Annotated in this window: 7 protein-coding genes; 6 read left to right on the top strand and 1 reads right to left on the bottom strand. The window is 51.0% G+C overall.

The window, feature by feature from the left end:
- Window positions 1-6 precede the first annotated feature (6 nt).
- The 3 genes from HMPREF9442_RS03845 to HMPREF9442_RS16135 are packed head-to-tail and all read left to right on the top strand — an operon-like array spanning window position 7 to window position 5,328.
- Complete coding sequence (locus tag HMPREF9442_RS03845; protein WP_008625564.1) at window positions 7-4,329, top strand: leucine-rich repeat protein; 4,323 nt, start codon at window positions 7-9, stop codon at window positions 4,327-4,329.
- Window positions 4,326-5,168 (top strand): InlB B-repeat-containing protein, encoded by an 843-nt coding sequence (locus HMPREF9442_RS03840; protein WP_008625563.1) that lies wholly within the window; start codon window positions 4,326-4,328, stop codon window positions 5,166-5,168. The genes HMPREF9442_RS03845 and HMPREF9442_RS03840 overlap by 4 nt, the downstream gene beginning before the upstream one ends.
- A 1-nt stretch (window position 5,169) precedes the next feature.
- Window positions 5,170-5,328 carry a hypothetical protein gene (locus HMPREF9442_RS16135; protein ID WP_008625562.1) on the top strand — a complete coding sequence of 53 codons (159 nt, stop codon included), beginning with the start codon at window positions 5,170-5,172 and terminating at the stop codon, window positions 5,326-5,328.
- 185 nt (window positions 5,329-5,513) lie between these two features.
- Here the strand turns inward: HMPREF9442_RS16135 and HMPREF9442_RS03835 are convergent, their stop codons facing one another.
- Window positions 5,514-7,721 carry a S9 family peptidase gene (locus tag HMPREF9442_RS03835; RefSeq protein ID WP_008625561.1) on the bottom strand — a complete coding sequence of 736 codons (2,208 nt, stop codon included), beginning with the start codon at window positions 7,719-7,721 and terminating at the stop codon, window positions 5,514-5,516.
- A 100-nt stretch (window positions 7,722-7,821) separates the two neighbouring features.
- On the opposite strand from HMPREF9442_RS03835, the gene mnmL reads away from it, so the two are divergent.
- The 3 genes from mnmL (at window position 7,822) to xyl3A (ending at window position 14,016) form a co-directional block, all read left to right on the top strand.
- Window positions 7,822-8,751 (top strand): tRNA modification radical SAM protein MnmL/YtqA, encoded by a 930-nt coding sequence (gene mnmL, locus HMPREF9442_RS03830; RefSeq protein WP_008625560.1) that lies wholly within the window; start codon window positions 7,822-7,824, stop codon window positions 8,749-8,751.
- A gap of 164 nt (window positions 8,752-8,915) precedes the next feature.
- Window positions 8,916-11,237 carry a BT3233 family polysaccharide utilization protein gene (locus tag HMPREF9442_RS03825; RefSeq protein WP_008625558.1) on the top strand — a complete coding sequence of 774 codons (2,322 nt, stop codon included), beginning with the start codon at window positions 8,916-8,918 and terminating at the stop codon, window positions 11,235-11,237.
- 181 nt (window positions 11,238-11,418) lie between these two features.
- Entirely contained in the window at window positions 11,419-14,016 is a 2,598-nt protein-coding gene (xyl3A, locus tag HMPREF9442_RS03820; protein WP_008625556.1) for a xylan 1,4-beta-xylosidase, read from the top strand.
- The last annotated feature ends 60 nt before the right edge of the window (window positions 14,017-14,076 follow it).

Here is a 14,076-nt window from a genome sequence, read left to right as displayed (position 1 = left end):
AACAAGATGAAAAAGATATTTTTACTTTTATGGTTCGTTCTTCTCGGGCTTTCCAAGGTGCAAGCCTATGAGTTCGAGAAAAATGGCATTTATTATGACATCGTTAAGGATAAGGCGGTGGTAGTGAGTGGAGATGTTGATTATTCGGGTGATGTGGTGATTCCCGAGACTGTGGAGTATGGTGGTCAGTATTATGTGGTGGACAGTATTGGTGAATGGGCTTTTAATGCCTGTTCCGGAGTGATGTCCGTGAAATTACCAGAAAAATTAAGGGTAATCGGAAGGCTTGCTTTTGTGGATTGTTATGGTTTGACTTCTATATCATTCCCTGCAAGTTTGAAGGTTATTGGCGATGGCGCTTTTCAAAACTGTGATGGTTTGACTTCCTTATCTTTTCCTGAAGGAATTACTCAGATTGGTGATGGTGCTTTTCAAAGGTGTGGAAGGTTGGAAACGCTTTTTTTCCCAAGCACGATGAAGTCGATTGATTGGGGGGTATTTTGTGAGTCGCATGAAAATAAGTATGGGAGAGAATGTACATGCGACAGTATTAGGCGTATTGAGGTAAGGGATATAGCAACGTGGTTCAATTCCAATCGTTTTACGGAGAGGAATCACCATGTGGCTGCTCCGTATGCGGATTTGTATGTCAGTGGAGATTTGTTGACAGACATCGTACTTCCTGATACAATGACCCGGATAAGACCGGCATTGTTCTATGGATGTAAAAAACTGCATTCTGTTGTCTTTCCTAAGAACCTGAAAGTGATAGATGATTACGCTTTTAGTGGTTGCGACAAATTGGATTCGTTGTCTTTCCCGGCTTCGATGAAGACGATAAATTGGGCGGCATTTTGCACATATAGGGGGTATGGTGATTCTTGCAGTTGTGAGCATATCCGTTATGTGGATGTGAAGGATTTGCATACATGGATAAATAGCGTAAGGTATATCGGTCGTGAACACGATCCTGGTTTCCATCTCTATTTTCCCAAAGCCCATCTTTATATGGGAGGTAAGTTGTTGACCCATGTGGTGATACCGGGTGATGTTACAGAGGTAAAGCCTTATACCTTTAGTGGAATGGACAGTATTAGAACAGTCTCTATGCAGAAAGGTGTTGAAAACGTAGGGAAGTTGGCTTTTAGTGGTTGTCTTAATTTGTCATCCTTATCCTTTTCCGAGGGTTTGAAGGAAATAAGTAGCTATGCATTTGAAAATTGTGCAAGCTTGTCATCCGTATCCTTTTCCGAAGGCTTGGAGAAGATAGGTAGCTATGCGTTTGAAAATTGTGGAAGTCTGACTTCCGTTGCTTTTCCAGAAGGCTTGACGGAAATCGAAGAACGCACTTTTTATGGTTGCGACAAATTGGATTCGTTATCTTTCCCGGCTTCGATGAAGGCGATAAATTGGACGGCATTTTGCACATATAGGGGGAATTTTGATGATTCTTGCAGTTGTGAGCATATCCGTTATGTGGATGTGAAGGATTTGCATACATGGATAAATAGTGTAAGGTATGTGAAACTTGAATATGGCAGTCCCCATCTCTATTTTCCCAAAGCCCATCTTTATATGGGAGGCAAGTTGTTGACCCATGCGGTGATACCGGGTGATATTGCAGAGATAAAGCCTTATACTTTTAGTAGGATGGACAGTATTAGAACTGTCTCTATGCAGAAGGGGGTTGAAAACGTAGGGAAGTTGGCTTTTAGTGGTTGTCGTAATTTGTCATCCGTTACCTTTTCTGAAGGCTTTGAAGAAATAGGAGAGAGGGCATTTACTGGATGTGATAGCTTGCATTCTGTGAAGTTGCCTGCTTCCATTAAAGAACTTGGTTCTTTTGCTTTTAACGACCAAGGAGTGGAGATAGAATTATATGCACTTGTTCCACCTGTAGGAGGTAGTTCTTCTTTGGGAGATAACTTGGTGTATGTTCCCGAAAGTTGCATTGAAGCCTACCGTACGGCTTGGAGCGACAAGGTGAATGACATCCTTTGTCTGGAACGGCAACATGATTGGGATGTGATGGTAGAGGCGGAAGAAAAGTCGTCTGCGGTTTTGCAAGCCGTGGGGGGCGTGTCGGATAATGAGGCGGCCCGGAATGTGGTTCGTCTGAAAGTGAGCGGAACGGTTAACAGTTACGATTTCATGGTGATGAGGAACAAGATGACTTCTCTCCGCGAATTGGATTTGGCGGATGCGCATGTAGTGTATAATCCGTATGAGCATTACCAAGGCTACCACAGTTGGAATGATTCCTTGCCGGATTATGCCTTTTGTCGGAAAAACTTGAGAATATGTAGGCTTCCCAAAAGTATTACCTACATTGGGCAGAGTGCTTTTAGCGAATGCCGTGGATTGACGAGCATGGATATTCCTGAAAAGGTTCAAGAAGTTGGAAGCCAAACTTTTTATGGTTGTAGCAATTTGGAAAAAGTTGATTTTCGTGACGGCCTGAAAGAAATAGGGGTATATGCTTTTAACGGATGTAATTTGCAGGATACTTTGGTCTTTCCTGCGACCTTGAAAAATGTTAGGGCTGGCGCGTTTGGTGGTAATAGTTACCTGAGAGCCATTAAATTTCCTGTTGGCTTAGAGTATATAGGAGATGGTGCTTTTGTTGGCTGCGATGAATTATCTGAGGTACGGTTTCCTGCTTCTGTATTAAATGTAGAAAGAGATGCCTTTAGAGCTTGTGACTACATCAAGGATGTCTATACCTATATAATAGACCCCTTACAGTTGGACCAGACCACTTTTTCTGCGGAAGTCTTTAAAAATGCCACGCTTCATGTGCCTGAGACAGCGCAGAATAACTATTATTGGGACACGCAATGGTCGCAATTCCCTTCCATCGTGATGTTCAATGAACCTTACGAGTACTTCTACCTGAACAAAGACTTGGTGATTGACGAGGAGACACCCCGTTTGGAGGGTGACACCATTTCCGGGACCGGAGAAGTGCAAGGCCCGGATGCCGACCTCAATCCCGGTTCGGGACTGGTGGTCGAAGGGAGCGAGAGTCAGGACTTGGGTGACGTACATCTTAAAGACGACGGAAATGGGAACGGGGCTTCGGTCATCGGGCAAGGCGATAAGGACGGGCATTGCAACATCAATGCCAAGAACCTGCATATCGACATACAGGTGGAAGCCAACCGTTGGTATTTCTTCTGCTTCCCATACCCCATCGACAAGAAGAACATCAAGTATGATGGAAGTTACGTCCTGCGGTGGTACGATGGGGCGGAACGTGCCCAACATGGACGGGGAGGTTGGAAAGACTGGGCGGCAGGCAAGCTGACCGCCGGTGTGGGGTATATTTTCCAAGGTAGCCAATCCGGAACGTTGACTTTCCAAGTCCCGGATGCGAAGTTCGACGGCGAGAACCGCGACATTCTCTTGCAGAGCCATGGGGCAGACGAGGTACAGGATGCCGGATGGAATTTCGTGGGCAATCCCTATACTTCTTATTTCGACTTGCAGGATTTGGGGTATGACTATCCCGTCACGATATGGAACGGGTGGTCGTATGAGGCTTATAATCCTCAGGATGACGACTACGTGCTCTATCCTTACCAGGCTTTCTTTGTGCAGAAGCCCAATGCCGAGGACGGTATCACGTTCCATGCCGCACACCGTAAGACGAAGTTGCAATCCGAGGCTGCCCGGCGGGCCAATGTGGCACCGCGACGGATGCGCCGTGCGGCAGGCGTGGAACGCCGGTTGGTGAACCTTACCCTTTCCGACGGGAAGGTGACGGACAAGACGCGTGTGGTGTTCAATGCCCGGAAGCGCGAAACGTATGAGGTGGGTTGCGACGCAGCCAAGTTCATGGCGGAAGGTGTGCCGCAACTGTATTCATTGGACGGCCAAGGCGTGAAATATGCCATCAACGAACGTCCGGAGGGTAACGGCGTGGTGTCCTTGGGCTATGAGGTGCAGGCCGCCGGGAATTATACCATCGGCTTGACCCGTGCTGACGTGGGGGTAATGCTGAAAGACAAGTTGACGGGCGCAAGCCATGACTTCTCCGAAGGGGATTACGTGTTCTCTTCCGAGGCAGGCACGTTCCACGACCGCTTCCTTTTGGTGAAGTCTGCTTCGGCTACTGGGGTGAACGGGGTGTTTGCCGCAGGCGAGGCTGTGGTGGATGTGGAAAACGGCACGATTGCAGTGAGCGGGGCCGCCGGGCTTCGTACGACGGTGACCGCCCTTTCCGGAATTTTGATGGGTACCATCGACGGCAACGGCAGTCTGGACGTGCGTCCCGGAGTCTATGTGGTCAATGTGGGCGGACAAGCCCGTAAAGTCGTGGTACGATGAGGACGGTGGCAGTTTTCTTACGGACGTGGTGCACGGTGTCGGCCTTTTGCATGGCCGGCATCCTGCCCGTCTGTGGGCAGGACGAGTTCAATCCGCCCAATCCTCCCGAACCGAACACGCTCTATCGGGTGACGGTGGAAGCCCGTCCGGCAGAGGCCGGTTACGTGTCCGGCGGGGGGAAGTATGAAAAGGGCGCAGGGGTATATGTCAACACTTCTGCGGCCTCCTCCACGTTCCGTTTCGTGGGGTGGCAGAAAGACGGTGCGGACTATTCCGCCGAGATGGGATTCTCTTATACCGTAGGCGAAGAAGATGCACATTTTGTGGCCCTGTATGCCTATGACCCCACTAATCCGTCCGAACCGTCTTTGGTGCTCCGGCACCGTTTGTGGTTGGACTGCACGCCTAAGGAAGCCTGCTCGTTCAACCGCGAGAGCGGGGGCAAGGTGGAAGAAGGCGAGTGGGTCTATCTCCAAGCTTATGCCAACCAAGGTTTTGTTTTCCGGGGATGGTACAGCGAAGGGCGGAAACTGAGCGATGCGGAAGGGTTTAATTTTTCCATGCCTACGGAGGATGTGACGGTGGAAGCGCGTTATGTATTCGCCCCGGACAACCCGGACGAACCGGCCGGAGGCGGACAGCCCGACGTGGATACCGGGGAGGAAGGCGATGTGAACGGAGACAAGTTGGCCGATGTGACGGACGCTGTAGCCATTGTGGGGGCGTATTTGGGCAAGATGCCCGAAGTGCCGCTTGACAAGGCCGATATGAACCGTGACGGCGAGGTGGACGTGAGCGATGCCGTAGAAGTGGTAAATGTATATATAAAAAAGAACTGAAATGAAAAAGAAGTATGTTTGTCCTTCGGTGGAAATTGCCGATGTGGAGTTGTCAGGCTTGATAGCCCAATCTCCGGGAAGGGGAATTCCTATTGATGATGCGGTGGAAGCCGACATGGAGTTTGAGGCCTTGTCCAACAAGAATATTTGGGACTTGTGAAAATAATTCCATGTTGCAGAAGCCGTAAAATCATTCTTTAGAGAATGAAAAATCAATCTGCGCCAAACGGAAAATTACTCTCAAGAGAATGATTTTTCGTTTGGCGCAGATTGTAATATGTTGATAATGTGAATTATATCATGTAAAGTTCTTTCATGAAAAGCCCATAGGGCAGTTTCGTTTCCTTATTTCATGTTTTCGATGAAGAAATTCGTGATGCCCGTATAAAGATGGTTACGGGTGTTGCCGCCGGTGATGTTATGGTTGCGGTTGTTATAGGGGAGCATCATGAACGGCTTGCCGGCTTGCACCAGTGCTTCGGCATACTCCATGGAGTTGCGGAAGTGGACGTTGTCGTCGGCCGTACCGTGGCAAATCAGGAGCTTGCCATGTAGCTTGCCGGCTTGGCTTATCGGGCCGCGGTCGTATCCGGCGGCGTTTTCCTTCGGGGTGCGCATGAAGCGTTCCGTGTAGACCGTGTCGTAGTAACGCCAACAGGTAGGAGGGGCAACGGCCACTCCGGCGGCGAAGACGGGACGGCCTTCGCTCATGCTCATCAGCGTGTTGAAGCCTCCGTAGCTCCAACCCCAGATGCCGATGCGTTTACCGTCCACGTAGGGCAACGTGCCCAGATAAAGGGCGGTTTCCACTTGGTCTTTCGCTTCCAAGTAGCCTAAGTTCAGGTAGGTACATTTCTCGAACTCCGCACCACGTCCGCCCGTGCCTCGTCCGTCCACGCAGACACAGATGAATCCTTGTTGGGCCAAGTATTGTTCATACAAAGTGCCGCCCATGCTGCCGGTTCCCCAAGAGTCGAGGACTTGCTGCGAGCCGGGACCGCTGTATTGGAACATGACGACGGGGTATTTCTTGTTCGCGTCGAAACCGGCTGGTTTGACCATGTAGCCGTTCAGCTTTATGCCTTCTCCCGTAGTGAATTGGAAAAACTCGCGCGTTCCTAAATCCTGTCCGTCGAGTTTGGCCACCAATGCTTGGTTGTCTTCGAGCACTTTCAGCGTCTTGCCGTTGCGGTTGCAGAGGGTGGTCACGTACGGAGTACGGATGTTGGAATAGACGTTCATGTAATACTTCATGTTTTTGCTGAATATGGCACTGTTGTCGCCTTCTTCTGCGGAGAGTTTTTCTATCTTGCCCTTGCTGTCGCTCCTGTAAACGGCCGTGTGCATCGGGTCGTCTGCCGGGTTGGCGGAAAAATAGAAGCTGCCGTCCGCCGTGTCGTATCCATAGAAGCTCTTGACGATGAGCTTCCCGTCTACGGCCTTCTTTATCAGGCTGCCGTTCAAGTCGTAGAGATAGAGGTGGTTGTATCCGTCACGCTCGCTGGTCAGCACGAAACGGTTGGGGTAGAATGCCAGATTCTTAAAGACGTTTTCACTGACGTACTTGTCCACGTTGTCGCGCAGGATTTTCTTGCACTCCGTGGAACGCGGGTTGGCCATGTACACTTCCAGGCAGTCCTGATGGCGGTTCAACGTAAAGACGGCCAGTTTGGCCGGGTCGTTGGTGAAACGGATGCGCGGGATATAGCTGTCGGCTTCAAGGGGAAGTTTCATCGTGCGGATTACGCGGGCCTTGATGTCGAACGTCTGCACGCTGACAGTAGAGTTGGTCGTACCGGCCATGGGATACTTGTATTCGTAGCGTCCGGGATATTCCGCATATTGTTCTTTGGCCGGATGGCTGCCTTTGTACCATGGGAATGAGAACGTATTCACTTTGCTTTCATCGTAGCGGATCCAGGCTATCATCGTGTTGTCGGCATTGAAGTCGAAAGAGCGGCTTGTGCCGAACTCCTCTTCGTTCACCCAATCGGGGATGCCGTTGATGACTTCGTTGAAATTCCCGTCTTTGGTGATTTGGCTTTCGCTGTTGTTGAACAGCAGTTTGACCAAGAACAGATTATTGTCGCGCACGAAACCCACGAGGTTCCCGTCCGGCGAGAACTTGGGCGACTGTTGAGGGCCGTTGTCCGACAAGGGGCTGAGGGTGCGGTTGGCAATGTCGTACAAGTAGTAGACGGCGGTGAAGGAATGGCGGTAGATGGGTTTCGTTTCCGTTTGTATCAGCATTTTCTTTTCATCCGGCGACATGATGTAACCGTCTATCTTTTCCAGTTTCACGTCCCTTGCCGTAGCCACGTCGAACAGCACGTCTTTCTGCCGTCCGTCCTTGAAGGAATAGGTGATGATTTGCTTGTGGTCGTCGCTCAGCCGGGAATAGCTCTCCCCGTCGTTGAGCGGGTTCACGCCATAGATGCGTTTGGCGGCATATTCGCCTGCGCACAACTCTTTTAATGAAAGTCCCGCCGCATTCGAGTGTACGGGAATGGCTGCTAAAAGGCAGCCGGCCAAAAAGGTTGCAATCTTTTTCATTTTATTTCAGATGTAATGGATAATATCTTAACCTATAACTATTTTGTCGCAAAGATAAGTTTTTTTTCTATCTTTGCGAGGCAATAACGGTTTAAAAAGTATGGCTATACCTTATTTATATACGGACTACGGGGATTTCCTGCGCCGCGAGTTTCCTTTCAAAGTACAGAAGATTTCCATCAATGCCGGTTTCACTTGTCCTAACCGTAATGGGGAAAAAGGGTGGGGCGGATGCACTTACTGCAACAACCAGACGTTTAACCCGGCTTATTGCCGCACGGAGAAAACGATTACGGAGCAGTTGGAGGAAGGCAAACGCTTTTTCGGACGCAAGTATCCGGATATGAAGTTTTTGGCTTATTTCCAAGCCTATACGAACACGTATGGGGAAGTGAGGGAGGTTATCCGTAAGTATGAAGAAGCTTTGGCTGTGCCGGATGTGGTGGGAATCGTCATCGGCACGCGCCCCGACTGCATGCCGCAGGCGTTGCTGGACTATCTGGCCGGACTGAACAGCCGCACGTTCCTGATGGTGGAGTACGGGATAGAGAGCGTGGATGACGGTACGCTTGTCCGTATCAATCGTGGGCACACATTTGCCGAGACGGAAGAGACCCTCCGGCGCACGGCGGGTGCAGGCATACGTACCGGCGGGCATATCATCCTCGGGCTGCCCGGCGAAAAGCGTGAGGAACTGGTCGGGCAGGCTGCATTGGTATCCCGTTTACCTTTGACAACCTTGAAAATCCATCAACTCCAATTGATAAAAGGGACGCGGATGGCGCATGAGTATGGATTGCATCCAGAGTGGTTCCATCTGTACACGGTGGATGAGTACATAGATCTGGTCATCGACTACATCGAACGTTTGCGGGGCGATTTGGTGTTGGAGCGTTTTGTTTCGCAATCCCCCAAGGAACTTTTGATAGCTCCCGACTGGGGACTGAAAAATTATGAGTTTACAGAACGGCTGAAACGTAGGATGAGGGAGCGGAACACGTGGCAAGGAAAGTTCGCAGACGGTAGGTAAACCTGCGGGAAACGCCCGTGCGCGGTTTTTGTTTGCGGACACAAAATATAGCGTTTTTAATAAGGTAATCCTTAAAAAGCTTCGTGGTTATGTTTTTTTTATTTACTTTTGCGGAACATGCGAAGCATGCAGAACCAAATCATTAATTATTAATATCATTCTACATGAAACACTTTGATTTCAAGTTTTTGCGCGTGTGGATGGTCTTGTGGTGCGTGGGAGTGCTTCTCCCGGTGGCGGCACAGGGCGGCGCGGGGTCGGCTGAAGTCTTGCAGCTGATAGGGAAAGTAAACGATTATTGGCAGGCGAACAATTCGCCCAAGGTGCGTGCGTTCTGGGACAATGCCGCTTATTACACCGGAAACATGGAAGCCTACCGCCTGACAGGCAAGGCGGCATATTACAATTACAGCCAACAGTGGTGCGAACATAACCGTTGGCGGGGCGCAAACAGCGATGACAAGCGGAACTGGAAGTACAAGACTTACGGGGAGGGCCAGGATTTCGTGCTCTTCGGCGACTGGCAGATTTGTTTCCAGACCTACATTGACATGTATAACCTGAACCCGGCCGATTATAAGGTAGCCCGTGCGAAGGAGGTTATGACGTACGCCTGCCATTTGGATGAGAACAAGTTCTGGTGGTGGGCAGATGCACTCTACATGGTGATGCCGTTGATGACGAAGATGTACAAGTTGACGGGCGACCGCATGTTCCTGGACCGCATGTATGAGAATTACTTGTGGAGCGACAGCCTGATGTATGATGCGGAGGCCCAGTTGTATTACCGCGACGCGAAGTATATTTATCCCAAAGTGAAGACAGCCAGTGGCGGAAAGAGTTTCTGGGCGCGTGGCGACGGATGGGTGTTGGCCGGTCTGGCCAAGGTGTTGGGCGACATGCCGGAGGACTATGAGCACCGCGCTTTCTTCCAGAAGCGGTTCAGGGAGTTGGCACAAGGTGTGGCACGCTGCCAGAGGCCGGAAGGATACTGGAGCCGCAGCATGTTGTGCGAAGAGGATGCTCCGGGACCGGAGACGAGCGGTACGGCATTCTTTGCCTACGGCCTGATGTGGGGCGTAAACCATGGCTTGCTAGACAAGACGGAGTATGCCCCGGTGATTGAAAAAGCCTGGAATTATCTGGTTTCTACGGCACTCCAACCGGATGGCAGCATCGGTTATGTGCAGCCCATTGGCGAGAAGCCCGACCCGACCCGTAAGGTGGATGCCAAGTCGCAGGCTCCTTTCGGAACCGGTGCATGGCTGTTGGCGGCTTGTGAGCGTGTACGTTATCTGGACGGTAGCGTGGAGGATAAGAACTCTCCTTCTATAAAAGTAGAGGTAAAGAATACGACGAAAGACAACCGTAATGATGTGGTGGAACTGGAGGCCAAGACGATATTTGAGAAACTCGGTATCGGTGGCGGACGTCAGTTCGTGGTGTATGACGGAGACCGGACGGAAGTGCCTTATCAGTTGACCCATGACGGCAAGCTCTTGTTGCAGGCTTCCGTGCGTCCCGCTTCTTCCACGGAACTGACGATTGTGAAAGGACAGCCGGCCGACTACCGTTTCACGTCGTGGGGGCGTGTGTATGCTTCGCGTGAAGACGATTTGGCTTGGGAAAACGACCGGAACGGTTGGCGGGCATACGGTCCGGCCATCCAGAAAAGCGGACAACGCATTTATGGTTTCGATGTGTTTAATAAGAACGTGCCTTGTCCGATGCTCGAAACTTTCTACCATAGCGAGTTGACTTCGTACGGCCTGCAGGACAAGTTGCGCAAGGCCGGACGTGGAGGCGAGTGTGCCGCCTTGCATCGTACGTTGACTTACCATCGCGACCACGGTTACGGAATGGATGCTTATACGGTAGGCCCGACGATGGGTGCCGGTGTGCCCGCTTTGATGGAAGGGAAGGACTTTGTCTATCCTTTATGTTATAAGGAGGTGGAAATCCTGGACATGGGGCCGTTGCGCTTTTCTGCCCGTATGGCGTTTGCACCGGTACAAGTCGGTCAGGATAAGGACGTAGTGGAAACCCGTGTCATTACATTGGACAAGGGTACGCATCTGAACAAATGTGAAGTGACTTATGCTAATTTGAGTGAAGTCCGTAAGGTGGCTGCCGGTATTGCCGTGCATAAGAGTATACCGGATGCGTATGTAATGAATAAAAAACTCGGTTATGTGGCGTATGCCGATGCGATGGACCATCCGGAGGCGATGAACGGGCTGATATACATAGCTTGCTTGTTCCCCGAAAACTTGAAGTCGGTAGAATATGTTCCGATGGCGAAAGAAGAGGTTGGTGCCGTGGGGCATGTGGTAGGAATCAGCAACTACGAACCGGGGGATACTTTTACTTACTATTTCGGTTCCGCGTGGAGCAAGTATGACATGCCGGATATGGCCGTTTGGCAGGAGAACGTGGAGCGGTACGGCCGTCAGTTGAAAACGCCTTTGGCCGTGACATTGAAATAAGTTGTGTCTCGATGCCGTTTTGACCATAAGGTTGGCTTTGCAGAAGCAAGGCCAACCTTATTTTTTACATGGAAATGAGGCGGCCTTAATATCATCCATGTGATTAGTGTTTTTCTCCATGTCTGTTCTTTGGCGAATTATTTTATTTTGCAAGATAAAACCATTTATAATTTAAATAAGCATGAAAAATACCGTATTTGTTTTGTGGTTAGGGTTGGCCGTGGCTGATATAGGTTGGGCACAGAACGAACCTTACAAGAATCCTGATTTGTCTCCTCGTGAACGTGCTGAGGATTTGTTGAAGAGGTTGACGCTGAAAGAGAAGGTTTCCTTGATGATTAATTCTTCTCCCGCAGTGGAGCGTTTGGGCATCAAGCCTTATAACTGGTGGAGCGAGGCGTTGCACGGAGTGGCCCGTAGCGGAATCGCCACGGTTTATCCCATCACCATGGGGATGGCTTCCGTGTTCGACGATGAGGCCGTGGAGGCCGTGTACACGACGGTAAGCGACGAGGCTCGTGCGAAATATCACGATGCGCACAAAAAAGGCCGCTACGGGCAGATGAACGAAGGATTGACGTTTTGGACACCCAATGTGAATATCTTCCGCGATCCCCGGTGGGGACGGGGGCAAGAGACTTGGGGAGAAGACCCTTACCTGACTTCCCGGATGGGTGTGGCTGTGGTCAGGGGCTTGCAAGGTCCTGCGGATGCCAAGTACGACAAGCTGCACGCTTGTGCGAAACATTATGCCGTGCACAGCGGGCCGGAAGCCAAGCGTCATTATTTCGATGTGGAACAGCTTGACCCACGCGATTTGTGGGAGACTTATTTGCCGGCTTTCAAGGTGTTGGTCCAAGAAGCCGATGTGAAAGAAGTGATGTGTGCCTATCAGCGTTTCGAGGGAGAACCCTGTTGCGGGAGCAAACGCCTGCTTCATCAAATCCTGCGCGACGAATGGGGGTTTAAATATGTGGTGGTGAGCGATTGCGGTGCCATCGGTGACTTTTTCAACCCGGGCTTGCACGAGACGCATCCCGATGCCGCCACGGCCAGTGCTTCCGCAGTAACCAGCGGGACGGACTTGGAATGCGGATGGGGGGATTACATGCAATTGGAAGCGGCAGTCGATAGGGGATTGATAACGGAACACCGTATCGACACCAGTCTCTGCCGTTTGTTGGAAGCCCGTTTTGCGCTCGGGGAAATGGATGACGACTCGTTGGTACCTTGGAGTCGCATCGGCATAGATACGGTGGATTGCCAAACACACAAGCAGATGGCTTTGGACATTGCCCGTAAGTCTTTGGTCTTGTTGCACAACGACGGGGTGCTTCCTTTGGACAAGACGCGTGGCGATGTCGTCGTAATGGGGCCGAATGCGGTGGATTCCGTCATGCAGTGGGGAAATTATGAAGGTACGCCTTCGCATACTTATACGGTCTTGGACGGTATTCGTGAAAGGCTTGGCCGTGACGTGCGGTATGAAAAAGGGTGCAACCTTCTGAGTAATGAAGTCTTCGATTCTTATTTCCACCAGTTGTCGCACGACGGGAGGACGGGACTGAAGGCCACGTATTGGAATAATCTGGAGATGAAAGGAGAGGCGGTTGCCACGCAGGAATTAGCCACTCCGGTTAATAAGAACAACGGGGGAAATACCGTGTTTGCGGCAGGAGTGAACCTGCAAAACTTCACGGCGGTGTACGAAGGTACTTTCCGTCCGTTGCAGGGTGGAAAATATGATTTGGTGATTGAAGGAGACGATGGTTACCGCGTGTATGTGAACGGCGAGAAGGTCATTGATTACTGGGGCGAGCATGCCCGCGAAAAGCGTGAATACGCCTTGGATGCTACGGCAGGGAAAGATTATGATATTAAAATCGAGTACATGCAGGCTGCGGGCGAGGCTTTGTTGAAGTTCGACGTGGGGATTCGTCGTCAGGTTTCTCCCACCGAAGTGGTTGCCCGTGTGAAAGATGCCGGAACGGTCGTTTTCGTAGGCGGCATATCTCCGGATTTGGAGGGAGAGGAAAAGAACCACGTCAACTGTCCGGGTTTTGCCGGAGGCGACCGCACTTCGATCGAGCTGCCTCAGGTGCAGCGCGACATCCTGAAGGCGTTGAAGGCGGCAGGCAAGAAAGTGGTGTTCGTCAACTGCTCGGGGTCCGCCATGGCCTTGGTGCCGGAATTGGAATCGTGCGATGCCATCTTGCAGGCTTGGTATCCAGGCCAGGCCGGGGGATTGGCCGTGGCCGACGTGCTGTTCGGTGATTTCAATCCCAGTGGCAAGTTGCCCGTGACGTTCTACAAGAACACGGAGCAGCTTCCCGACTTTGAAGATTACAGCATGAAGGGTCGCACTTACCGTTACATGACGGATAAACCGCTCTTCCCCTTCGGCTATGGTTTGAGTTATACCACGTTCGCCATCTCCAAAGGCCGTTTGAGCAAGTCTTCCGTGGAAGCGGGCGAGGGCGTGAAGTTCACGGCTCAGGTGAAGAACACGGGCAAGCGTGACGGTGCCGAGGTGGTTCAGGTTTACGTCCGTAAGGTGGGCGACACGGGTGGTCCGTTGAAGAGCCTTCGCGGTTTCCGCCGTGTGGAACTGAAGGCAGGCGAGAGCCGTAGGGTTTCCATCGAACTGTCCCCCGAAGCTTTCGAGTTCTTCGACACGTCCACGAACACGATGCGCGTGGTTCCCGGTGAGTACGAAATCATGTATGGCAACAGTTCGGACACGCCGGAGGGGAATAAGTTGAAGATAACTCTTTTGTAATAAATTGTATAAGGTAAATTACGGGTTAAAGATACATCAATGTACCTTTATCCCGTAATT

Origin of the sequence: Paraprevotella xylaniphila YIT 11841 (assembly GCF_000205165.1) — a bacterium.
Lineage (GTDB): Bacteria > Bacteroidota > Bacteroidia > Bacteroidales > Bacteroidaceae > Paraprevotella > Paraprevotella xylaniphila.
This window is presented reverse-complemented; position numbering and strand designations above follow the sequence as displayed.

Coding starts and splice junctions, on each gene's coding strand:
- HMPREF9442_RS03845 (WP_008625564.1), top strand. CDS start 7: ATGAAAAAGATATTTTTACTTTTATGGTTCGTTCTTCTCGGGCTTTCC.
- HMPREF9442_RS03840 (WP_008625563.1), top strand. CDS start 4,326: ATGAGGACGGTGGCAGTTTTCTTACGGACGTGGTGCACGGTGTCGGCC.
- HMPREF9442_RS16135 (WP_008625562.1), top strand. CDS start 5,170: ATGAAAAAGAAGTATGTTTGTCCTTCGGTGGAAATTGCCGATGTGGAG.
- HMPREF9442_RS03835 (WP_008625561.1), bottom strand. CDS start 7,721: ATGAAAAAGATTGCAACCTTTTTGGCCGGCTGCCTTTTAGCAGCCATT.
- mnmL (WP_008625560.1), top strand. CDS start 7,822: ATGGCTATACCTTATTTATATACGGACTACGGGGATTTCCTGCGCCGC.
- HMPREF9442_RS03825 (WP_008625558.1), top strand. CDS start 8,916: ATGAAACACTTTGATTTCAAGTTTTTGCGCGTGTGGATGGTCTTGTGG.
- xyl3A (WP_008625556.1), top strand. CDS start 11,419: ATGAAAAATACCGTATTTGTTTTGTGGTTAGGGTTGGCCGTGGCTGAT.